The sequence below is a fragment of the Enterocloster sp. HCN-30185 genome (assembly GCF_037890305.1).
In the GTDB taxonomy this organism is placed as follows: Bacteria; Bacillota; Clostridia; order Lachnospirales; family Lachnospiraceae; genus Enterocloster.
Genome location: NZ_JBBKBT010000007.1, coordinates 1 through 23709, shown reverse-complemented (window position 1 = coordinate 23709; position 23709 = coordinate 1). Strand labels below are relative to the sequence as shown.

At 48.2% G+C, this 23709-nt stretch carries 19 protein-coding genes; 10 read left to right on the top strand and 9 right to left on the bottom strand.

Translation table 11 applies throughout. The features are described 5' to 3' along the window. Positions 1–68: 68 nt before the first annotated feature. Both WKT10_RS09160 and WKT10_RS09155 read left to right on the top strand, forming a co-directional pair. On the top strand, positions 69–935 hold the full coding sequence (locus tag WKT10_RS09160) for a TrmH family RNA methyltransferase (protein ID WP_066547113.1): 867 nt from the start codon (positions 69–71) through the stop codon (positions 933–935). Between the two features lie 159 nt (positions 936–1094). Further along, the gene (locus WKT10_RS09155) at positions 1095–1829 is read left to right on the top strand and encodes an SIMPL domain-containing protein (RefSeq protein WP_445293009.1); all 735 of its coding nucleotides are present in this window, start codon (positions 1095–1097) and stop codon (positions 1827–1829) included. A 109-nt stretch (positions 1830–1938) separates the two neighbouring features. On the opposite strand, the gene WKT10_RS09150 is transcribed toward WKT10_RS09155, so the two are convergent. The 6 genes from WKT10_RS09150 to WKT10_RS09125 all read right to left on the bottom strand — a co-directional run bounded on the left by WKT10_RS09150 (position 1939) and on the right by WKT10_RS09125 (position 9044). Continuing rightward, a complete protein-coding gene (locus WKT10_RS09150) occupies positions 1939–3270 on the bottom strand; it encodes a uracil-xanthine permease family protein (protein WP_337934062.1) in 1332 nt (443 codons plus the stop codon). Between the two features lie 119 nt (positions 3271–3389). Further along, positions 3390–4352, bottom strand: a complete 963-nt coding sequence (gene arcC / locus WKT10_RS09145; protein ID WP_066547119.1) for a carbamate kinase — start codon at positions 4350–4352, stop codon at positions 3390–3392. A 168-nt stretch (positions 4353–4520) separates the two neighbouring features. Then, entirely contained in the window at positions 4521–5714 is a 1194-nt protein-coding gene (gene ygeW, locus WKT10_RS09140; RefSeq protein WP_337934212.1) for a knotted carbamoyltransferase YgeW, read from the bottom strand. Positions 5715–5805: 91 nt separating this feature from the next. Next, a complete protein-coding gene (locus WKT10_RS09135; RefSeq protein WP_066547127.1) occupies positions 5806–7122 on the bottom strand; it encodes a YgeY family selenium metabolism-linked hydrolase in 1317 nt (438 codons plus the stop codon). 31 nt (positions 7123–7153) lie between these two features. Beyond that, positions 7154–8362, bottom strand: coding sequence for a diaminopropionate ammonia-lyase (gene dpaL / locus WKT10_RS09130; RefSeq protein WP_066547130.1), 1209 nt, complete (start codon positions 8360–8362; stop codon positions 7154–7156). A gap of 28 nt (positions 8363–8390) precedes the next feature. After that, entirely contained in the window at positions 8391–9044 is a 654-nt protein-coding gene (locus WKT10_RS09125; RefSeq protein WP_066547132.1) for a helix-turn-helix transcriptional regulator, read from the bottom strand. A gap of 234 nt (positions 9045–9278) precedes the next feature. Between WKT10_RS09125 and ssnA the strand changes: the two genes are divergently transcribed. The 4 genes from ssnA (at position 9279) to xdh (ending at position 16806) form a co-directional block, all read left to right on the top strand. Beyond that, positions 9279–10610, top strand: a complete 1332-nt coding sequence (gene ssnA, locus WKT10_RS09120; RefSeq protein WP_340276792.1) for a putative aminohydrolase SsnA — start codon at positions 9279–9281, stop codon at positions 10608–10610. Between the two features lie 153 nt (positions 10611–10763). Beyond that, complete coding sequence (gene ygfK, locus WKT10_RS09115) at positions 10764–13751, top strand: putative selenate reductase subunit YgfK (protein ID WP_340276790.1); 2988 nt, start codon at positions 10764–10766, stop codon at positions 13749–13751. A gap of 153 nt (positions 13752–13904) precedes the next feature. Then, positions 13905–14144, top strand: a complete 240-nt coding sequence (locus WKT10_RS09110; protein ID WP_337933513.1) for a DUF3343 domain-containing protein — start codon at positions 13905–13907, stop codon at positions 14142–14144. Next, positions 14128–16806: a selenium-dependent xanthine dehydrogenase gene (gene xdh / locus WKT10_RS09105; protein ID WP_066547142.1), complete on the top strand. Its 2679-nt coding sequence runs from the start codon at positions 14128–14130 to the stop codon at positions 16804–16806. The genes WKT10_RS09110 and xdh overlap by 17 nt, the downstream gene beginning before the upstream one ends. Positions 16807–16921: 115 nt before the next feature. Here xdh and WKT10_RS09100 read toward each other — a convergent pair whose 3' ends face one another. Beyond that, on the bottom strand, positions 16922–17545 hold the full coding sequence (locus WKT10_RS09100; RefSeq protein ID WP_066547144.1) for a DUF1836 domain-containing protein: 624 nt from the start codon (positions 17543–17545) through the stop codon (positions 16922–16924). Positions 17546–17708: 163 nt separating this feature from the next. Between WKT10_RS09100 and WKT10_RS09095 the strand changes: the two genes are divergently transcribed. The 3 genes from WKT10_RS09095 (at position 17709) to rlmD (ending at position 22097) form a co-directional block, all read left to right on the top strand. Next, positions 17709–20069, top strand: a complete 2361-nt coding sequence (locus WKT10_RS09095) for an ATP-dependent helicase (RefSeq protein ID WP_340276784.1) — start codon at positions 17709–17711, stop codon at positions 20067–20069. A 176-nt stretch (positions 20070–20245) separates the two neighbouring features. After that, positions 20246–20587 carry a hypothetical protein gene (locus tag WKT10_RS09090; protein WP_066550662.1) on the top strand — a complete coding sequence of 114 codons (342 nt, stop codon included), beginning with the start codon at positions 20246–20248 and terminating at the stop codon, positions 20585–20587. Between the two features lie 106 nt (positions 20588–20693). Then, complete coding sequence (gene rlmD / locus WKT10_RS09085; protein WP_337933869.1) at positions 20694–22097, top strand: 23S rRNA (uracil(1939)-C(5))-methyltransferase RlmD; 1404 nt, start codon at positions 20694–20696, stop codon at positions 22095–22097. 127 nt (positions 22098–22224) lie between these two features. On the opposite strand, the gene WKT10_RS09080 is transcribed toward rlmD, so the two are convergent. Together WKT10_RS09080 and WKT10_RS09075 are read right to left on the bottom strand one after the other, a co-directional pair. Then, on the bottom strand, positions 22225–22641 hold the full coding sequence (locus tag WKT10_RS09080; protein WP_337933868.1) for a DUF3592 domain-containing protein: 417 nt from the start codon (positions 22639–22641) through the stop codon (positions 22225–22227). Between the two features lie 40 nt (positions 22642–22681). After that, entirely contained in the window at positions 22682–23011 is a 330-nt protein-coding gene (locus WKT10_RS09075) for an AAA family ATPase (protein WP_337933866.1), read from the bottom strand. A 268-nt stretch (positions 23012–23279) separates the two neighbouring features. Here WKT10_RS09075 and WKT10_RS09070 point away from each other — a divergent pair, with 268 nt between their 5' ends. Beyond that, positions 23280–23567 carry a hypothetical protein gene (locus WKT10_RS09070; RefSeq protein WP_340276781.1) on the top strand — a complete coding sequence of 96 codons (288 nt, stop codon included), beginning with the start codon at positions 23280–23282 and terminating at the stop codon, positions 23565–23567. Positions 23568–23709: the final 142 nt, after the last annotated feature.

Below are 23709 nucleotides of genomic sequence, written 5' to 3'. Positions count from 1 at the left end.
GAACCGGGAGCAGAAAATATCCTGGTCAAAGAATCGCTATTTTACCTTAGAACACAGGAGAATTTAACATGGCAGATATTAGAATGATAACGGATATAAGGGATCCCGCTCTGGATGTGTACTCCAGGACGCCGGAGGTTCAGCTTCTGCGTCTGTTTGAGCCAAATCCGGGGATTTTTATCGCAGAAAGTCCAAAGGTAGTCCAGCGCGCTCTGGACGGAGGCTATGAGCCCATATCTATTTTGGCAGAAAAAGGGAAAATGGAAGGTGAGGCTGATGAGGTCATTAAGCGGTGCGGGGATATTCCGGTTTATATGGCAGAACCGGATGTACTTACGGGACTTACGGGCTTTAAGCTTACAAGAGGACTTTTATGTGCTATGAAGCGGAAATCCCTTCCGTCTGTCCGTGAGATCTGTGCCGGAGCCAGAAGGATTGCAGTTCTTGAAAATGTGGTAAATCCTACCAATGTAGGCGCTGTATTCCGTTCTGCTGCAGCGTTAAATATGGATGCGGTGCTTTTGACTCCCGGCTGCAGCGACCCTTTGTACCGCCGTGCGGCCAGAGTTAGCATGGGAACGGTATTTCAGGTTCCCTGGACAAAATTTGATGAGAAAAAAGAGCCATGGCCAGAAGGAGGAATGGAACTTTTAAAGGAACTGGGATTTAAAACTGCGGCTATGGCCTTAAAGCAGGATTCTATTTTTCTGGATGATCCGTCTCTCAGAGCAGAAGAAAAGCTGGCGGTGATCCTTGGAACAGAGGGAGACGGACTGGCGTCTGATACCATTGCAGACTGTGATTACACGGTGATGATCCCCATGAGTCATGGGGTGGATTCGCTGAATATCAGCTGCGCCAGTGCAGTGGCATTCTGGGAACTGGGAAAAAGGGATGCTGACAGAGGTTCCAGGAAAAATCGTAAGACAATTTAAGCGAAAAGAAATACCATCTTTCCCTGAATCTGGTAGAATAAAGGCAGAAAGAAGAGGCGTGCCAATGACGGGAGGAAGACTTAGATGAAACGAGATAGATACATTGCAGAGCGAAAAAAGAGAGGTTTGAGCGGAAAACAAATCCGGAACCGGGCAGGAATGGCGGCGGCTGTACTGTTTGCGGCTGTAATGGCAGGTGGCTGCGCAGCTCCGGCTCAGTTCCCGGACACGATTAAGGTTCAGGATGTAAATGATTCAGAGGGAATCACAGTTACAGGGAAGGAAGAGGTAAAGGTGGTTCCGGATATGACCGAGATCCGCTATGGAGTCTACAGTCAGGCCCAGACGGCTTCCCAGTGCCAGGAGGACAATGCAAAACAGCTGGATCAGACCATTGAAACCTTAAAAGGACTGGGGGTGAAGGAAACTTCTATTCAGACATCTGCCTATGGCTTGAGTCCCATTTATGACTGGAACTCAGGAAACCGGACGATCACAGGCTATGAGATGAATACAGAGATCACGGTATCGGATATTCCCATTGACCAGGCAGGAGAGATCCTCAGCCAGTCTGTGACAGCAGGTGTGAATCAGATCGAGTCTGTCACCTATTTTTCAAGCCAATATGATGAGAACTATCAGGAAGCGTTAAAGGGCGCTGTCGCTATGGCAAGATCAAAGGCAGAAGCGATGGCGGAGGCATCCGGAAAGAAGCTTTCTTCTGTGGTAGATATTCAGGAATACGGCTACAATCCGCAGGCCCGATATTCCTCCTACAATGCCCCAGCAGCCAAGATGGCAGTGGAAGAAACGGCTGCAGCCTCAGACATGGCGGTAATGCCCGGAGAGGTCAGCGTAGAGGCCCAGGTTACAGTGACCTATGGGCGGGAGTAACGATAACGAAAGAGACAAGAGGATTACTGAGCAAAAAAAGGCTCCGGCCATTCAAAGCGGATGGACGGAGCCTTTTTTGCTCAGCCGGCAGGCTGTATACAGATTCAATTTATTTCTCTGCCGCCTTGTCTTTTGGAAGCGTTACGTTTAAGAAAACAGCAACCAGAGTAGCGATAACTACCGGCGATTTACCGAAAATGGTAGTTACCCAGTCCGGGAAGGAAGCCAAAGAGGCAGAGGCCTGTGAAACACCCATTCCCAGAGCGGCTGCAAGACCTACGATGGAGGTATTGCGGTAGTTCATATTTTCCGTCATAACAAGCTTCATGCCGGTCATGGCGATGGATGCGAACACAGATACGGTAGCGCCGCCTAAAACCGCATAGGGAATCGTAGTTAAAAGGGCGGAAAATTTTGGGAAAAGTCCTGCGGTCAGGATGATCAGTGCAGAAAGCCCCAGAGTCACGCGGTTTACGACCTTTGTGGTAGCTACGATACCTACATTCTGGCTGTAGGTAGCGGTGGGAAGGCAGCCTAAAAATGCACCGAGTATATTGGAAACACCGTATCCGAGGATGGCTCCGTGAAGCTCGCCGGTGGTTGGTTCACGGTCTAAACCGCCGGCCGTAGTAGCAGAGAAGTCTCCAATGGCCTGTACGGAATTGATGACAAAGAGCAGACCTAAGGCTACGCAGGCAGAGGGCTCAAATTCGATGCCAAAGTGCATGACTTCGGGAAGCTGGAATACACCGGCTTGTGCCACGTTGGAAAAGCTTACCATTCCGAAAAAGCTGGAAAAGATGTAGCCTGCGATCATTCCGATTAAAATAGAAGCCAGTTTTAAAAATCCCTTTGCAAAATGGTTGAGAACGGTTACAACGATCAGAGTGAAGATGGCAACCGTCCAGTTCTGCCAGGAGCCGTAGCCGGGCTGGCCGGTTCCGCCGGCCATGTAATTGATGGCAGTAGGATAGAGTGAGAGGCCGATGGTAAATACAACTGTTCCTGCGATCAGAGGCGGGAAGAATCTGCGGATCTTTTTGATGGACAGACCTACCAGGATCGCGCAGATACCGCCTACGATCTGAGCGCCCAGAATGGCGGGAATACCGCCTGTTTCAGCAATCGCCTGCATACTGGGTACATAGGCAAAGCTTACTCCCAGGATAACGGGAAGGGCAGAGCCGAGATGAAAGCCGTTTTTGCTTCCGATGGGGAAGAGCTGCAAAAGCGTTGCCAGAGCGGATACCACAAGGGAAGCCTGGATTAAAAGCACGCGGTCGGCAGTGTCAATACCGGCTGCGCCGGAAATGATGATGGCAGGCGTTACACAGCCCACGATCATAGCAACAACGTGCTGCAGAGCCAGAGGAATGGCCTGGCTCATCTTTGGTATTCCGTCCAGTTCAAAAAGAGACGCATGTTTTTTTGCTGTATTCATAATGTTGTTTTCCTTTACTTTTTAGTATACAGGAGGCTGCCATAGCAGACTTTTGACCCCCCACAAATACCCGTCCATCCCAGCAGCCGGATGAACAGGTTATCTGTATGCAAAATTATTTAGTTATTCTGCCCTAAGTGAATGTGGGTACCGGTTTTGCCCTGGATACCGTCCTTTGCCTTTTCAAGCAGGGTAATGAGGGCAGTGCGTCCTGGTTTTGATTCAGCGAATTTAACAGCAGCCTGAACCTTAGGAAGCATGGAACCGGGAGCAAAATGACCCTCTTTCATATACTTTCTTGCTTCTTCCGTATCAAGCTCATTCAGCCATTTTTCTTCCGGCTTTCCGAAGTTGATCGCAACTTTTTCTACAGCAGTGAGGATGATGAGGAAATCTGCATCCAGATTTTCTGCTAACAGCTCACTTGCAAAATCTTTATCGATAACAGCGCTGGCACCCTTTAAGTGATTGCCCTGACGGGTTACGGGGATACCTCCTCCGCCACAGGCGATTACAAGCTGACCGGAGTCTACCAGAGAGCGGATGGCTCCGATTTCAACAATTTCAGCAGGCTTTGGGGAAGCTACTACACGGCGGTAGCCCCGTCCTGCGTCTTCCTTCATAATGTAGCCGTATTTTTCTTCTGCAACCTTAGCCTGCTCCTCGGTCATAAAGTGCCCGATTGGCTTGGAGGGAGTATCAAAAGCAGGATCATCTGCATCAACACGGACCTGAGTGATCATGGTAGCCACCGGAATATCATAGATATCGCGGTTGTAAAGTTCTTCTCTTAAGGCGTTCTGCAGGTCATAGCCGATGTAAGCCTGGCTCATGGCTACGCAGACAGAGAGAGGTGTGTTGGGCTGATTGGCGTCTTCACGGCTTAAGGCAGCCATGGCGTTGTTGATCATGCCGACCTGAGGACCGTTTCCGTGGGCAACGATTACTTCGCAGCCTTCCTCAATGAGGTCTACGATCGCTTTTGCAGTGATCTTTACGGCCTTCATCTGCTCCGGAAGGGTATTTCCCAGTGCATTTCCTCCCAGGGCGATGACAATGCGTTTTTTCTTCTTATTTTCCATAGTTAAAATTCCCCTCGTAGTACCAAAAATTAGTATCTTTGCTGATCAAAAAACGAAATATGGGTTAAAAAGAGCTGCCGGTCCCGGCGTACGCCTGAAATTGCGTCTGACACAAGCAATGTAAAGGCGCGCTCCGGTCCGGCAGCCTGGCAATATTAGTTCAGAAAATTACTTGAATACTCTTGGAGTACCTCTGTCTTCCAGTTTCTTTAAGATGTCGGCAGGATCAGCGAACTTAGCTAACATAATCATAGCAGCGATTACGTATGGCTTATAGCTTGCTTCTTTGTACAGAGGATCACGGTAGCGGTCGAATACAGATGCCTCAACCTCGCCGTCCTTGCAGCTTACATCGTTGATGTCAGCAGGCAGACAGTGCAGGTACAGAGCTTTTCCGTCCTTGGTGGTCTTCATCAGCTCTTCTGTACAGCACCAGTCTTTGTGCTCTGCGTTCTGAGCCAGCAGCTCCTTCTCCAGAGCCTTGATGCCATCGGAATCGCCCTCAGCGTACAGGTTAGTTCTCTTTTCCATAGCCGCAAATGGAGCCCAGCTCTTTGGATAAACGATATCAGCATCCTTGAATGCGTCAGCCATGTCGTGGGATACGCGGAAGGAACCGCCGGACTTCTCAGCGTTCTTTCTTGCAACTTCCTCTACTTCAGGCATAACCTCGTAGCCTTCCGGATGAGCCAGAACAACTTCCATACCCATACGTGTCATCAGGCCGATCACACCCTGAGGAACGGATAATGGCTTTCCGTAGGAAGGAGAGTAAGCCCATGTCATAGCCAGCTTCTTGCCCTTTAAGTTCTCTACGCCGCCGAACTCATGGATGATGTGCAGCATATCAGCCATACACTGGGTAGGATGGTCGATATCGCACTGTAAGTTAACCAGAGTTGGCTTCTGCTCCAGGATGCCGTCCTTGTAGCCCTGGGTAACAGCGTCAACAACCTCATGCATATATGCATTTCCCTTGCCGATGTACATATCATCGCGGATACCGATTACATCAGCCATGAAAGAGATCATGTTTGCAGTCTCGCGGACAGTCTCGCCGTGAGCTACCTGGCTCTTGCCCTCGTCCAGATCCTGAACCTCAAGACCTAACAGGTTGCAGGCAGAAGCGAAGGAAAAACGTGTACGGGTGGAGTTGTCACGGAATAAGGAGATTCCCAGACCGCTTTCAAATACCTTTGTGGAAATGTTGTTTTCTCTCATGAAACGAAGAGCGTCAGCCAGAGTCCATACAGCCTCTAACTCGTCATCTGTCTTCTCCCAGGTAAGGAAGAAATCGCCCTCATACATTTCCTTGAAGTTTAAGGAATTCAGCTTATCAATGTAATCCTGTAAAGTTTTCATGTGTTTTGTTCTCCTTTTTGATAGAATGAGTATGAGATAAATGCCCCCGCAGCCCGATCGTTTCAGACCGCGGACGGCAGATGATATGAAATTACTTGCAGTAAACGGTTGGAAGAGCAGCGTATACGGCAGCACATGTTACCAGATCCTGCTTCCAGGTCTTCTCGTTTGGTGCGTGTGCCTGAGCCTCAGCGCCTGGTCCAAAGCCGATGCATGGGATGCCGTTACGGCCCATGATGGATACGCCGTTGGTAGAGAAGGTCCACTTGTCAGTCAGAGGACGTGCGGTTCTCATCTCCAGAGTCTCCTCAGCACCGATACGGTTCTCGCCGAACAGGTTGGTGTAAGCTTCCTCTAACGCTTTTGTTACTTCATGATCCTTCGGGATTACCCAGGTTGGGAAGTAGCACTCGATGGGGTAAACCAGACCCTTGTAGGAAGGACGGGAATACTCATACATGGAAACAGTTACGTCATCACCGTACTTCTTAACGGATGGAAGAGCACGGATCTCGTCTAAGCAGCTTTCCCAGGTCTCGCCTGCAGTCATGCGGCGGTCTAAGGATACAGAGCAGGAGTCTGCAACTGCACAGCGGCTTGGGGAGGTGAAGAAGATCTCGGAAACGGTTACGGTTCCGCGGCCGAGGAAGTTAGCCTCTTCCCACTCAGGATTATACTTCTGATCCAGCATCTTTACAAGTCCTTTAACTTCCTTGTCATCTGCTGCGTCATTTTCATTTAATGCGCGGACATCCTGAAGGATATCTGCCATCTTGTAGATTGCGTTGTCACCGCGCTCAGGAGCGGAACCATGGCAGGAAACACCCTTAACATCTACACGGATCTCCATACGGCCTCTCTGTCCGCGGTAGATGCCGCCGTCGGTAGGCTCGGTGGAAACAACGAATGCAGGACGGTATTTGTCCTCATTGATGATATACTGCCAGCAAAGACCGTCGCAGTCCTCTTCCTGAACGGTACCGGTTACAAGAACGGTGTACTTGTCAGAGAGAAGTCCCAGATCCTTCATGATCTTAGCGCCGTATACTGCGGATACGATACCGCCGCACTGGTCGGAAACGCCACGGCCGCCAATCTCAGTTTCGGTCTCATAGCCTTCGTATGGATCGAAGGTCCAGTTGTCACGGTTGCCGATGCCTACGGTATCAATGTGTGCGTCAAAGCCGATAAGGGTTTCGCCTGTACCCATAAAGCCCAGTACGTTGCCCATGGGATCAATCTCTACCTTGTCAAAGCCAAGGTTTCTCATCTCTTCTGCGATGCGCTCGATGTGAGCCTTCTCATCACAGCTCTCGCCTGGGTTCTTTACGATCTCGCGTAAGAACTTGGTCATATCTTTCTGATAGTTCTGTGCAGCTTCTTTGATTTTTGCGTAATCCAGATTCATTTTATATCATCCTCCATAATTGATTTTAAAATTATTTGTCTAAGCCCTTCCATACGATGTTTTTGTAGCGGTCGGGATCGGTATCGCCCTCTGTGGAGAAGAGAAGAACCCTGGAGTTCTCATCCAGTCCGATATCCTTCTTTAACTGCTCGTATTCATCCAGTGTAGTCATAGCTGCCAGAGCGCCGAATGGAGCTGCGCCGGACTCACCGGAGGTGATGGAAGCGTCGCCCTTGATCGGAGCGGCCAGCATACGCATACCGTTTGCAGCTACCCAGTCAGGAGCAGCAATAAATACCTTTACATGGTTCTTTAAGATATCCCAGGAAATGGTATTTGGCTCGCCGCAGGCAAGACCTGCCATGATGGTCTGCATATCGCCGTCAACGATGCGGATGTCGCCGTCTCCGGCAGCAGCGCCCTTGTAGAGGCAGGCAGCAGCTTCTGCTTCCACTACTACGAAGGTTGGAGGGTTATCTGCATAAAGGTTTGCAAAGTAGCCTACGACAGCGCCTGCTAAGGAACCAACGCCGGCCTGTACGAAGATGTGGGTAGGACGCTCGCAGCCCTGAGCCTTTAACTGCTCGCCGGCCTCCATTGCCATGGTGCCGTAGCCCTGCATGATCCATGCGGGAATCTCTTCATAGCCGTCCCATGCGGTATCCTGTACGATCACGCCTCTTGGAGTCTCATCTGCTTCCTTGGCAGCCAGACGAACACAGTCATCATAGTTCATTTCCTGAATGTCTACCTGAGCGCCCTCTTTTGCGATGTTCTCAAGACGGGTCTGTGTGGTGCCCTTTGGCATATGTACGACAGCCTTCTGACCCAGACGGTTTGCAGCCCATGCAACGCCGCGTCCGTGATTTCCGTCGGTAGCTGTAAAGAAGGTAGCCTGACCAAATTCCTCTCTTAATTTTTCAGAGGTAAGAACGGAGTAGGGAAGTTCGGAAACATCCTTTCCTGTTTCCTTTGCAATGTAGCGCGCCATTGCGAAGGAGCCGCCAAGTACCTTAAATGCATTAAGGCCGAAACGGTAAGACTCATCTTTTACATAAACTTCCTTTACTCCCAGATAGGAAGCCATGTTTGGAAGTTTTGTAAGAGGAGTCTGGCTGTACTGCGGGAAGCTTTCGTGGAACGCTCTTGCCTTTTTAATCTCCTCTAATCCCATGATGGGAAGATTTTTGTCTTCTGTCTTCGGCATGTGGTTGACCGCCCACAGAATTTTCTGATCCATGATACTTTGTCCTCCTTATTTGTGTGGTTTAAGATGATTTGCGGCTGTTTACATCGATGTAGCTGTACAGGGTAAACTTGGAGATCCCAAAATACTTTGAAACCTTGTCGCCTGATTTTGTAATAAGAAAAGCGCCTGCATCGTTGAGAAATTGAATCGCTGTTACCTTTTCTTCCTTATTCATCAGAGCGGCGGGTTTGCCCACCAGTGCTACGGACTGTTCAATCAGTGTATCCAGCAGATCATTTACATTATGTACGATCTGTTCCGGCTGCTGCTTTGGACTGCTTCCCTGCTCGGTATCAATAAGAGAGCGGATGGAGCGGTCAACGGTCATAAGGCCGGTGATATCATAATTGATGGCGAAAATGTAGTCTATAGCGGTATCCTCTTCATTTCTTATGAAGAATGTGCTGGATTTTAAAATCTTTCCATTTGATGTGCGCGTCAGATAGCCTACATGATCCTTTAACAAAGCAGGGTCCTTGTGGAGCGTCTCCAGGACGATCTTTGAAGGGCCGTCGCCTTCCCTGCGGTTTGTCACATGGCCGTTGTTGATATGTACGACCGAATGTTCCAGATCGTGCCGTTTTAAGTCGTGGATCACGATCTCGCAGTCAGGTCCGAACTGCTTTGCAAGGCCGTCGGCGATCTGCTTCAGCAGATTCAGAGTATATGCCATAGCCTTACCTCCCGTCATATTCTAGATGATGTGTATATGGTTACTTTGTACAATGATACTTTGCAAAATGCAACCGCATTGTTTATGATTCCATCATAGCACAAAAAAATGTAATTGCAAGAGGTTTTTACAAAAAAATTTTGTATAACTAAAAAAAATTGTATTTTACCCTTGCAAATGGACTTTTATAGTGTTACTATAAGGGTAACAAAACAAAAAAGGAGAGAGTACCATATGCTGATGATCGGAAATGGACGTCTTGTTACAAGAGACGCCGAACAGCCATTTTTTGAGAACGGGGCAGTAGTGATCGACGGAACCACAGTTAAGAAGGTGGGCGATCTGGAAACCCTGAAAAAAGAGTTCCCTGACGCCGAGTTTGTTGACGCAAAGGGGGGCGTCATCATGCCGGCTTTCATTAATACCCATGAGCATATCTACAGCGCCATGGCAAGAGGCCTTAGCATTAACGGATATGATCCAAAAGGATTTTTAGATATCCTGGACGGAATGTGGTGGACCATCGACCGCCATCTGACCAATGAGCAGACACGCCAGAGTGCCAGAGTTACCTATATGGACTGCATCAAAAATGGCGTGACTACCGTATTTGACCATCACGCAAGCTTTGGCGAGATCAAGGACAGCCTGTTTGCCATCGAGGACGCTGCGAAGGAGTTTGGTCTGCGTACCTGCCTGTGCTATGAGATTTCAGACCGTGACGGCATGGACAAGGCAAGAGAGTCTGTGATGGAAAATGCCAGATGGATCCGCCATGCCCTTGCAGATGATACAGATATGATTGCCGGTATGATGGGCATGCATGCACAGTTTACCATCTCTGATGAAACGATGGATCTGGCAGCTGCCAACAAGCCTGAGGAGATAGGCTATCACATCCATGTAGCTGAGGGAATTGAGGATCTCCATGACTGTTTAAAGAAATACGGAAAGCGCATTGTAGACCGTCTGATGGACAAAAATATTCTGGGAAGCAAAACCCTTCTGGGCCACTGCATCTATGTAAATCCTCATGAAATGGAATTAATTAAGGAAACGGATACGATGGTAGTGCACAATCCTGAGTCCAATATGGGCAATGCCTGTGGCTGTCCTCCAACCATGGAGATTGTTCACAGAGGCATCCTGACAGGACTTGGAACAGACGGCTATACTCAGGATATATTAGAGTCTTACAAGGTGGCAAATGTTCTTCACAAGCATCATCTCTGTGACGCTAACGCGGCCTGGGGCGAGGTTCCGCAGATGCTCTTCGAGGGCAATGCAAAGATTGCCAACCGCTATTTTAAAAAGCAGCTGGGCGTATTAAAGGAGGGCGCAGCCGCAGATGTGATCGTAACAGATTACATACCAAGAACCCCAATGAACGCATCCAATGTAAACAGCCATATCTTATTCGGCATGACCGGACGCAGCGTTGTGACTACGGTCTGCAACGGAAAGATCCTGATGAAGGACAGGGAGCTGCTTGGCATTGATGAAGAGAAGGTTCTCTATGAAGTAAGGAACGCAGCCGCAGATCTGGCAAAATCCATCAACGGCTGATTATAATCCATCAAAGAAAATAAAACAAGTGCCGATTACAGGGCGGCGGGAAAGCAGCACCCCGGTCTTTTATGGCCGGGCGGCTGAGCCGGACAAGAGAAGGAAAATGGATGTTTCCGGTGCTGGGACCTGGTCGTGTGAAGGAGGAAAAATATGAGCGACATTATGACACCCATTCCTTTTGGAAAACTGATGAACTGGATTCTTGAAGAGCATAAGAAGGGCTCCATTTTCGGAATTAAAAAGCCCTTTGCCGCTGATCCAAAGAAGATGAGCACTATTTTCGGAAGAGGTCTTGAAACTCCCTTCGGACCTGCAGCAGGTCCCCATACGCAGCTTACACAGAATATTGTGGCATCCTATGTGTCCGGCAGCCGCTTCTTTGAGTTAAAGACCGTGCAGAAATTAGACGGCGAGGATCTTCCCGTATCCAAACCCTGTATCAAGGCAGATGATGAGTGCTATAACTGTGAGTGGTCTACAGAGCTCTATGTGCCTCAGGCATATGATGAGTATATCAAGGCGTGGTTCGCCTGCAAGGTGCTGGCAAGGGAGTACGGCCTTGGCTCTATGGACGGGTTCCAGTTTAATATGTCTGTGGGATATGACTTAGAGGGCATTAAGACAGAGAAAATCGACCGTTTTATCGAAGGCATGAAGGATGCTTCTGAGGCTCCGATTTTTGCAGAATGCCGCCAGTGGCTCTTAGACAATCTGGACCGCTTTGAAAACCTGACCAAGGAAGATGTAGAGGGAATCTCTCCAAATGTGTGCAACTGCATTACCCTTTCTACCCTTCACGGATGTCCTCCACAGGAAATCGAGCGCATTGCCAGATATCTGATCGAGGAAAAGCACGTACATACCTTTATCAAATGCAACCCTACGCTTCTTGGATATGAATATGCAAGACGCATTATGGATGAGATGGGTTATGATTATGTAGCCTTCGGTGATTTCCATTTCAAGGATGACCTTCAGTATGAGGATGCAGTTCCCATGTTAAAGAGATTGCAGGTTCTGGCAGATGAGAAGGGACTGGAATTCGGCGTAAAGATCACCAACACCTTCCCGGTAGATGTAAAGCAGAACGAGCTTCCAAGCGAAGAGATGTATATGTCCGGAAAATCTCTTTATGCCCTGTCTCTGTCCGTAGCATTAAAGCTGGCAGATGACTTTGGCGGAAAGCTTCGGATTTCCTATTCCGGCGGTGCGGATTACTTTAATATTGAAAAGATCGTGGATGCGGGTATCTGGCCTGTAACCATGGCAACCACCATGTTAAAGCCCGGAGGCTATCAGAGACTGGAGCAGATCGGAAGAATCTTTGAGGCAAAGCAGGCTCCTGTATTTGAGGGCGTGGATGCCGCAAAGGTAAGAGCTCTGGTAGAGGGTGCAAGAACCGATAAGCATCATGTAAAGGCTGTAAAGCCTCTTCCGTCCAGAAAGGTAAACAGTCCGGTTCCGCTGGTAGACTGCTTTATTGCACCCTGTCAGGAGGGCTGTCCCATCCATCAGGATATTACCCGGTATCTGCAGCTGGCAGGAGAGGGCAAGCATGAGGAAGCGCTGAAGGTTATCTTAAATAAGAATCCTCTTCCTTTTATCACAGGTACGATCTGTGCTCATAACTGTATGAGCAAATGTACCAGAAACTTCTATGAGACAGCTGTCAATATCCGCAGAACCAAGTTAGAGTGCGCCGAGGGCGGCTATGAGGCAGTGATGAAAGAGCTTAAGGCTCCGGCTGTTTCTTCTGATAAGAAGGCGGCTGTAGTAGGAGGAGGCCCTGCAGGTCTGGCAGCAGCGTTCTTCTTAGCCAAGGGCGGAATGAAGGTAACTGTATTTGAAAAGGAAGAGAAAATGGGCGGTGTTGTCCGCAACGTAATCCCGGGCTTCCGTATTCCTGACAGCGCCATTGACAATGATGTAGAGATCGTTAAGGCTATGGGAGCAGAGCTGGTAACCGGAAGGGAGATCCAGTCTGTTGAAGAGCTTAAGAAGGATTACGACTATGTGGTTCTGGCTCTGGGAGCTTCTGAGCCGGGCGTACTGAAGTTAGAGGCAGGCGAGCCGGTTAATGCCCTTGAATTTTTAGCACAGTTTAAGGCAACCGACGGAAAGGTTGACCTGGGCAAAAACGTAGTAGTGATCGGCGGCGGAAATACAGCTATGGATACAGCAAGAGCTGCAAAGCGCAACGCAGGCGTTGAAAAGGTTTCTCTGGTATACAGAAGAACCAGACGCTATATGCCTGCGGATGAGGAAGAGCTGGTAATGGCAATCGAGGACGGCGTAGAGTTTGCAGAGCTTCTCTCTCCGGTCCGTCAGGAAAACGGTGTACTCATCTGTAAAAAGATGGTTCTGGGCGATATTGATGCCAGCGGCCGCAGAGGCGTTGTTGAGACAGATGAGATCGTAGAGGTTCCGGCAGATACTGTAATCGCAGCAGTAGGCGAGAAGGTTCCTTCCGGCTTCTATGAAGCAAACGGTATTGCCCTGGATTCCAGAAAGCGTCCTCAGGTAAATCAGGATACACTGGAAACCTCCCTTAAGGGCGTGTATGCAGTGGGAGACGGCCTCTTCGGACCTGCTACTGTAGTAGAAGGCATCCGGGACGGAAAGAAGGCTGCAGAGGCTATTATCGGAAGAGATCTTTCCGAGGATATCTTTAAGATGTCTGATGAAGAGGTTATCACGTACCGTAAGGGAAATCTGGCAGAAGAGGATGAAAGCAGAACAGACAGCGGAAGATGCCTTTCCTGCAACAGCTACTGTGAGAACTGTATGGAGGTCTGCCCCAACCGTGCAAATATTGCCCTTGTAGTTCCGGGCATGGAGAAGCATCAGATTATCCATGTGGACTATATGTGTAACGAGTGCGGAAACTGCCGCAGCTTCTGTCCATGGGACAGCGCTCCATATCTTGACAAGTTTACTCTCTTTGCAAATGAGGCCGACATGGCAGACAGCACCAATCAGGGCTTTGCTGTGTTAGATGCTGAAAAGGGAGCATGTAAGGTACGGCTTCAGGGAAATGAGTTTGCTTACCAGACCGGAACAGCAGATGAGAGAGTTCCTGAGGGAATTGCAAAGATCATTGAAACTGTAATCCGGGATTACAGCTATCTGATTCTGTAATTCGTGATATTTGGGAAAAAGGACAGAGCTTCGATGTAAAGCTGAAAGCAGGCCCGGAGGGGAGGAGGATTTCCCTCCGGGCCTGATACACAAGACGTTTGTTAAAAAAGTAACGTTATATTCGAGAGGATATAACGAAAGAAAGGAGAAGCCATGGCAAGGGAAAGGACATTAAAGGCAGTGTATACATTTCACACTACAACAGAAGCCATGAAAATGGAGCAGTGCGCCAGGGAGCATGGGATTCCCGGCCGTCTGATCCCTGTTCCCCGGCAGATCAGCGCAGGCTGCGGGATGGCATGGGCGGCTCCGGCTGAAGCAAAAGCAAGAACAGATGAAGAAATTCGTTTGTCAGATGTAGAAGTGGAGGGAGTTTATGAGCTCTTATTGTAAAGTATGGATTAATGGCCAGGAAGTGGAAGCGGATGAAGAGCGGAAGCTGATGGACGTATTAAGAAATGATCTTCGTTTGAAATCTGTAAAGGACGGCTGCTCTGAGGGCGCCTGCGGTACCTGTACTGTTTTGATTGACGGAAAAGCTACCAAGTCCTGCGTACAGAAGATGGGCCGTCTGGCGGGAAAACACATTTTAACGGTAGAGGGTTTAAGCCAGAGAGAAAAGGATGTGTATGTATATGCCTTTGGAGAAACGGGAGCGGTTCAGTGCGGTTTCTGTATTCCGGGAATGGTAATCTGCGCCAAAGGGCTTCTGGATGTAAATCCCGATCCCAGCCGTGTGGAGATTGCCTATGCGATCCGCAATAACTACTGCCGGTGTACCGGATATAAAAAGATTATAGATGCGATCCAGCTGGCAGCTAAGATGCTGCGGGAGGATATCGCTCCGGCGGAGCAGGAGAAGATGATCAGGGTGGGAAGCAGGGTCCACCGGATCGATGCTGAGGGAAAGGTACTGGGAACAGGAAAATATGTAGATGATCTGGATAAGGTGGATTTTCCGGAAATGATCTACGGAAGTGCTGTACGCTCCAAATATCCCAGAGCCATTGTAAAGGCTATTCATACGGAGAAGGCAAAAGCCCTTCCCGGCGTTGTCTGCGTGCTGACAGCTGATGACGTTCCCGGAAAGAACAAGGTAGGTCACTTAAAGCAGGACTGGGATACCATGATCGCAGTGGGAGATACCACACGGTATCTGGGAGACGCAATCTGCCTCGTAGCGGCTGAGACACCGGAGATTCTGGAGCAGGCAAAGGCTCTGGTAGAGGTGGAGTATGAGAAGTTAAAACCTGTGACCTGTCCGGCAGAGGCTATGGAAGAGGGAGCTCCCCTTGTACATTCCACAGGAAATATTTTAAGCCATGAGCATCTGGTGAGGGGAAATGCAGATGAAGTGATTGCTGCATCCAAATACAAAGTAACCCGCCATTATGAGACTCCCTGGACAGAGCATGCATTTTTGGAGCCTGAATGTGCAGTTTCCATGCCATTTGACGGCGGCGTGCTGATTTATTCTACCGATCAGGGTACCTACGATACCCGTCATGAAACTTCTATCCTTTTGGGCCTTCCTCCGGAAAAGGTAATCGTAGAAAATATGCTGGTAGGCGGCGGCTTCGGCGGCAAGGAGGACGTAACGGTTCAGCATCAGGCAGCGCTGATTGCCTATATTACAAAGAGGGCCGTTAAGGTAAAGCTGACCCGTAAGGAAAGTATTCTGGTGCATCCAAAGCGTCATCCCATGAGCATTGACCTGACAACTGCCTGTGATGAAAACGGCCGTCTTACAGCTATGAAGGCTGTGGTAGTGGCTGATACGGGAGCTTACGCATCTCTTGGAGGGCCGGTGCTCCAGAGAGCCTGTACCCATGCAGCAGGACCGTATAATTATCAGGTGATCGACATTGACGGAAAGGCAGTTTACACCAACAATCCGCCTGCGGGAGCTTTCAGAGGCTTTGGCGTGACACAGACCTGTTTTGCAACGGAGATGAATATCAATCTTCTGGCAGAGATGTGCGGTATGGATCCCTGGCAGTTCCGTTACCTGAATGCAATCCGTCCGGGACAGGTGCTGCCGAATGGACAGATTGCAGATCCTTCTACCGGTCTGGCAGAGACCCTGGAGGCAGTAAAGGATATTTACTACAGCCATCCTTATGTGGGAATCGGCTGTGCCATGAAGAATGCCGGCGTAGGAGTGGGACTTCCGGATACAGGCCGTGTACGTCTGATCGTAGAGGGCGGAAAGGTTCATATCCATTCTGGCGCCTCCTGTATCGGACAGGGCGTTGGAACGGTTCTGGTACAGATGCTGGCAGAAAGTGCAGGCATCAGTATGGATGAGATTGAGTATCACCGTCCAAATACCTCCATGGCTCCTGATTCGGGAACTACCTCAGGTTCCAGACAGACACTGGTAACAGGAGAAGCCTGCAGAAGGGCTGCCAAGGATTTAAGAAGGGCTCTTTTTGAGGCAACCGGACGCAGTTATGAAGCAACGGAGATGCCAAGCGCATACCTGTCCAATGTAATGGTGGCAAAGGAAAGCCCGGAGACGGCGGCTGTTACCTTTACGGCTGAAGAAGTGGCTCTGTTAAATGGAAAAGAATTCTACGGCGAATATCTGGCAAAGACAGATAAGATGGGCGCTGATGTAGAGTATCCGGTATCCCATGTGGCTTACGGCTATGCGACCCAGCTGTGCATCTTAAAAGAGGACGGAACCATTGAAAAAATGGTGGGCGCCCATGATGTGGGAAAAGTTGTAAATCCAAAGAGTGCAGAGGGGCAGGTAGAAGGCGGAATCGTTATGGGCTGCGGCTATGCGCTGACAGAGCAGTATCCCTTAAAAGACTGCGTACCTACAGCCAAGTATGGAACTCTGGGACTGTTCCGTGCAGATAAGGCTCCTGAGGTAGAGTCTATAATTGTTGAAAAACCGGGAGTGGATGTAGCCTTCGGAGCCATCGGTATCGGTGAGATTACCTCTATTCCTACAGCTCCCGCAGTGGCAGGCGCTTACTATAAGTGGAATCAGATTTTTGAGACAGAACTGCCCCTTAAGAATACGCCATATGCAAAAAAGAAGTGAAATCCTGCAATATGATGCAGATAAATGATGTGAATATGTGATGATAGGAAAACCGCCCCGGTCTTGCTGTCGGATGAATGATCCGTCAAAGACCGGGGCGGTTTTCGGCTGTGGTTTATTTCTTTTTCAGAGGCGGTTCGTCCTCACGGAGCTGATCTGCAATTTTTTCGATCAGGCGCATTTTCAGATATACATCAAAGGACAGTTCGCATATAAAGGAAAAAAGACGCAGATACTCCTGTTCTCCTTCCCTGGCGGGACAGTCCTTAAAGGTGTCCATAGCACGGGAAAATTTGGCGGAAACATCTGCCTTTAAGTGCTCCATCTCACGCTCCTCCAAAGAAAAGACCTCACGGTAAATATCTTCCAGAGAAAGCCCGGAGGACTGGCTTCCGGAAGAAAAATGTCTGGACGTAATGGGGCCGAAAAAGGTTTCGATATCATGGAAGGACAGAAGACTTTTAAAATAGTAGATAAAGATCAGCATCAGCATATGATCTCTGGAATATTTTTTCTTTACCGGAGGAGGCAGAAGGTTGTTTTTGGCGTAATTGTTGATCATGGTCTTTGTTAAGACCTTGTCCTCTTCATAGCGCTTGGAGTCCTTTAAATGCTCCTCCATAAAGGTAGTTACCTGATCCATATACAGGTCAATGTTCGGAATTTCCTCAGGCGTTACATGAGTCTGGGAGTTTAGAAATTCCATAAGGCCTGAGAGCTGTTCAGCGTTTGATTTCATCTATATTCACCTCGGTTTGACACATGATGTTGTATTGCTGTATCTATTATATAGTATTAAAAACCAGATGGCAAGAGGAATCGCGAAAGGACTTTTCCTGGGTCATCACTTATGCTATACTGTTTGGAGGCGAAAATGACAGAAATAAAAAGGCGGTACATTTATGAGTATTTATGATACATTAAATCCCATGCAGAAGGAGGCAGTGCTTCACACCGAAGGTCCTCTCCTTATTCTGGCGGGAGCCGGATCGGGGAAGACCCGGGTACTGACCCACCGGATTGCATACCTGATCGAGGAAAAAGAGGTCAATCCCTGGAATATCCTGGCTATTACCTTTACGAATAAGGCAGCGGGAGAGATGCGGGAGCGAGTGGATTCTCTGGTGGGCTTTGGAGCGGAAAACATCTGGGTCAGCACCTTTCATTCTACCTGTGTGAGGATTCTGCGGCGCTATATTGAACATCTGGGATATACCACCAGCTTTTCCATCTATGACAGCGACGACCAGAAGACGCTGATGAAGCAGGTGTTTAAGACGCTGGATATTGATACAAAGCAGTATAAGGAACGTTCGGTACTGGGAATTATTTCCTCTGTCAAGGATAAGCTGATCTCTCCGGAGGAATTTCTTCTGAATGCAGGACAGGATTTCCGCCAGAAAAAGGTAGGGGAGATCTACAGGGAATATCAGAATCAGCTGAAAAAGAACAATGCTCTGGATTTTGATGATCTGATTGTAAAAACAGTGGAGTTATTTCAAAATGACAGCCAGATTCTGGATTACTACCAGGAACGGTTCCGATATATTATGGTAGATGAGTATCAGGATACCAATACGGCTCAGTTTAAGCTGATCAGCCTTCTGGCATCCAAATATGGGAATCTGTGTGTGGTAGGTGATGATGACCAGTCCATTTACCGGTTCAGAGGGGCGGATATTGAAAATATTTTAAGCTTTGAGCAGACATTTCCCGGCGCCAGAGTGATTAAGCTGGAGCAGAATTACCGGTCTACCCAGAATATTCTGGATGCGGCTAACGGTGTGATCCGCCACAACAGAGGAAGAAAGGAAAAATCCCTGTGGACAGCCAACGGAACAGGAGATGAGATCCTGTTTAAACAGTTTGATGATGCAAGGGATGAGGCGGATTATATTGCCCGTCAGATCAGAGACAGTGAGTTTTCCTATCAGGATCAGGCGGTACTTTACCGTACCAATGCCCAGTCCCGTCTGTTAGAGGAGCGGTGTATTTTTTACAATGTGCCATACCGGCTGGTGGGAGGCGTGAATTTCTACCAGAGAAAGGAAATCAAGGATATTCTGGCTTATTTAAAGACGGTTGCCAATGGTGTAGACGATCTTTCCGTTCTGAGAATTATTAATGTGCCGAAGAGAGGAATTGGAGCAACATCCATGGGAAGGGTGACGATGTTTGCCTCAGAACATAGCATGAGCCTTTACAGTGCTCTTAGGGAAGCGAGAATGGTGCCTGGGCTTGGAAAAGCAGTTGAGAAAATCGGTCGTTTTATTTCTCAGATGGAGTGCTTTCGGGCAATGGCCCAGTCGGAAGAATATTCCATTCAGGATCTGATTGAGGCGATTCTGGAGGAAACGGGATATGAGGAGGAGCTGAAGGCAGAGGGTGAGATTGAAGCGGAGACCCGTATGGAAAATATCCAGGAGCTGATCAATAAGGCAGCCGCCTATGAGGAGGATTCACAGCATCCTTCTCTGGATGAATTTTTAGAGCAGGTAGCTCTGGTGGCTGACATTGATAATGTAGATTCCTCAGAAGACAGGGTAACGCTTATGACCCTTCACAGCGCCAAGGGACTGGAGTTTCCCAAAGTATATCTGGCAGGTATGGAGGACGGACTGTTTCCGGGAATGATGGCCGTTTCTTCGGATGACCCCACGGATATGGAGGAAGAGCGGAGGCTGTGCTATGTGGGGATTACCAGAGCCAAAAAGGAGCTTGTGATTACTGCGGCCAGAAAGCGGATGACCCACGGAGAAACGCGCTACTGTAAACCCAGCCGTTTTGTGGAGGAAATCCCGGCAGAGCTTCTTAAGGAGGAGAGGCTGGAGCCGGTGCTTGGAAGTGCGAGAGGGGCAGATAGTTTTGGCGGAGCGTCAGGACGATTTGGAGCTGGAGAAGAGGGACTTCCCTGGAATCAGCCGGGAAGCGGCACGGTAAGCACCTTTGGAAAGGGGTACAATGCCTATGCTTCAAAAACGACAGGTTTTGGAACGGCAAATGCGGGCTTTAAAGGTGGTAAAGGCGGCCTTGGCAGCGGTCAGAGCTTTGGGACGAACCCCGGCTTTGGAAAGTCATTTACAGTTCAAAAGGCAGCGTCACTGGATTATAAAGAGGGCGACCGGGTTCACCACGACCGGTTCGGAGACGGCACAGTAAAGGAAATTGTGGACGGAGCCAGAGATTACGAGGTGACAGTAGAATTTGATACAGGTGGTCAGAGAAAAATGATGGCCTGCTTTGCAAAGCTGAAAAAAATATAAATGTTCAGATATCTGGCAGAAAATTGGAAAAACTGAAAAGAAATGGGATAGTAAAAACAATGATTCCATGCTATAATAAGTTATAGCGAAGCGCCGGGCAGCTAAAATGGGGTTGCGTGCGGATGAACCGTTCTAAATCCCGGCTTCCCGTTATTGCAAGAAAGGACGGATATGCCATGAATCGTTTTGACAGAGACAGACTGGATGCCATGGGAAAAGAAGCATTAAGCCGTGTAGAGGAGCTGATGAATACCAGCCGGATCAACGAACTGATGCACAAAAGAGAAGAGGATGAAAAAAAGAGAAACTGCATTCTCTGGATTCTGGCTATTATCGGAGCTGTAGCTGCCGTAGCCGGTATTGCCTATGCCGTATACCGTTTCTTTACACCTGATTATCTGGAAGATTTTGAGGATGATTTCGACGACGATTTCGACGATGATTTCTTCGAGGATGAGGAGTCTGTAAAGAAGGCAGAGGAAAAGAAGGAAGAAAAAGAAGAGGATCAGGAAGCATAATTATCCTCCAAACAGCGCGTAACAGCCGGGAACAAAAGGCGAAAAGAGCCGGATCCGTTTCCGGCTGTTTCTTTGAAACAGACATAAGAAGTAAGGAGTAAACGTATTGAAAAAGGGAGATATCTGCGAAGCAGTTGTAGAAAAAATTGATTTTCCAAATAAAGGGATTCTTCATGTGGATGGAGAGCGGGTCATTGTAAAGAATGCAGTTCCCGGTCAGAAGGTTCGTTTTGTGATCAATAAAAAAAGAAAGGGAAAGTGTGAAGGCCGCCTGTTGGAGGTGGTGGAGCACTCACCGATTGAGCAGCCGGATAGGGCCTGTCCCCATGGCGGCATCTGCGGCGGCTGCCTGTATCAGGGGCTTCCCTATGAGGAGCAGCTAAAGATTAAGGCAGAGCAGGTAAAGGGGCTGATTGATGAGGTCTGTGATTCCTACGAATTTCAGGGAATTAAGGGAAGTCCCATATACGAAGGCTACCGCAACAAGATGGAATTTTCCTTTGGGGATGAGTATAAGGATGGGCCTCTGGCTCTTGGAATGCACCGCAGAGGAAGCTTTTATGATATTGTGACTACACCAGAGTGTCGAATCGTACATCCTGATTTCTGCCAGATTCTGGAGGCGACTCTGGAATATTTTTCCAGTCGAAAGATCGGATATTACAGAAAGCTGCAGCATACAGGCTATCTGCGTCATCTGCTGGTGCGCAGGGCTGTAAAAACAGGAGAAATCCTTACCGCTCTTGTAACCTCAGGCCAGACAGAGGTTTTTGCCGGGGATACTCAGGGAGACGGACGGGCTCAGGAGCAGGAACTGTTAAAGGGATGGATGGAGGCGCTTAAGGAACTGCCTTTAGAGGGAAGCTTTGCAGGGATTCTCCATATCCGCAATGACAGTCTGGCAGATGTGGTTCAGAGCGATGAAACACAGGTACTTTATGGAAAGGACTATTTTTATGAGGAGCTTTTGGGCCTTACCTTCCGCATCAGCCCCTTTTCCTTCTTCCAGACCAACTCACTGGGGGCCGAGGTTCTCTATGAAACAGCCAGAAGCTACATAGGGGAGACAAAGGACAAGGTAGTATTTGACCTCTACAGCGGAACCGGAACCATTGCCCAGATCACATCACCGGTGGCTGACAAGGTAGTAGGTGTGGAGATCGTGGAGGAGGCAGTGGAAGCTGCCAGAAAAAATGCGGCGTTCAATGGTCTGGAAAACTGTGAATTTATTGCAGGAGACGTATTAAAGGTTATTGATGAACTTACCGACCGCCCGGATATTATTATCCTGGATCCGCCAAGGGATGGCATTCACCCAAAGGCTATTGGAAAGATCATTGAATTTGGGGTAGATCGGATGGTTTATATCAGCTGCAAACCTACCAGCCTGGCCAGAGATCTGGTGCCTCTTCAGGAGGGCGGATATAAGGTTGAAAAGGTGTGCTGCGTGGATATGTTTCCATTTACGAGCGGGATAGAAACTGTGTGCCTCCTTTCCCACGTAAAATAAGTGTTTACAGGGGAAGCTGCAATACATAATTGTCGATTTGTCAACCATTTGTCAACCCTTTTTTGAGCGGTTGACAAATGGTTGCTGTTTTTTTAAAGTGAACTGTTTTGTCTGATCTTACATTAGTTTAAATTCTCAAAATCAGCGGAAGCAGCCATACCTTTATGATCAGTGCGGTAAAGCCAAACCCCATCAAAAAGAAAAACAACCCGCCAAACAGGAACATCCAATTCCCACCGGACGCATGGGGAATGTAATACTGCTCTGGGTTTTTCTGGTTATACCGCAGTTCGACCTGATCCCCAATCTCATAGGAGGTGGGGCTGACATTGTGCTGTATTATGACCGTTTTTCCATCGGCCTGATATTGAAATACTGGATAGGAGTGCCAGTGATCATCCCTCCACTCCATATGAATATCAATTACGTTTGCCGTTGCCGGTTCGTTGCAGACATGTTTGTGATACAGCGGATAAATCATGAAAATGATCCCTGTTATAACTGCAAACAAGCTGATTGCAAGGGCACAAATATAACCTGCCATACGTTTCCCTCCTTGCTGTATTCAAATTTTCTTCAATGTTCTAATCCCCCGTAAAATGCGAGAGCAGTCCTGACAGGAAACTTAAAATCAGGACTACACTGCCTATAACAAACCACGTTGTTTCCTGCATTATTATCCGCTGATTTTCTATAAAGAATATTTTCGGATTATCCTGATTTACCTGAAAGGGATAGGTTTTTTCTTCTAAAACTTCCATTATATTGATATATACGGTATCCGCATATGCCTGTCGGCCAAACTCTTTCATAAGCCAGGTCTTACCGACTTGACGTGCCCCTTCGATCATCAAAGGCTTACGGTATTTGCTTTGTTTCCATTTTAATAGCTTTTCAATAGCAATTCGGTACATATACACACCTTCGTCCTTATAATGCAAATATAGTATAATGTATAATTACAAAAAATTACAACGAGTTTTAGGAGAATAATTACGCTTTTTACGGTGAATAAAGCGTGAATTTCGATTTTTCATAGCATAAGAAATCAAGCATTGGCCAGCCGGCTTACGGATACTGTTTATGGCTCTCTATTCCATGTCATCTGATTTTGTGGCTTCATTCCTTTTGTCACGCCCTCAGCCGCTTTTATTTACTCGATGATAAGATCCAAGCGGATGATTGCAGAAATGGGGAGCAGTTGTACGGCTCTGTGCGATTTTCTATGGTGGATATATGGCTGGCAATGTGTTTCATGAACTGATCCAGTGCGGGCTGATTCCAGTTGCCGTTTTGGATCAGATTTTTCGGCAGTCGAAAGACAACCTGATTGCATATAATGCGAAGTTCATCAATAAAGGAACAAGCAAGCTGTACTATGGGAACGGCCACAGCTTTGGATGGGAAGTGAAAGTTATGAGGCAGATATTTGCGGTCAGGTTTACTGTAATAACCTGGGACGGGCATTAGACGGAACATTCTGACTGCAGGGGGCTTCTGGACGAATCACAAAAGAGGACGCATCGGATTTTGAAAGTGGCGGCCGAAGATAAGGGAGTCAGATTTTTCTTTTTCGCATCTGAGATGCTGTCATCCTGAATGAATAAAGTGT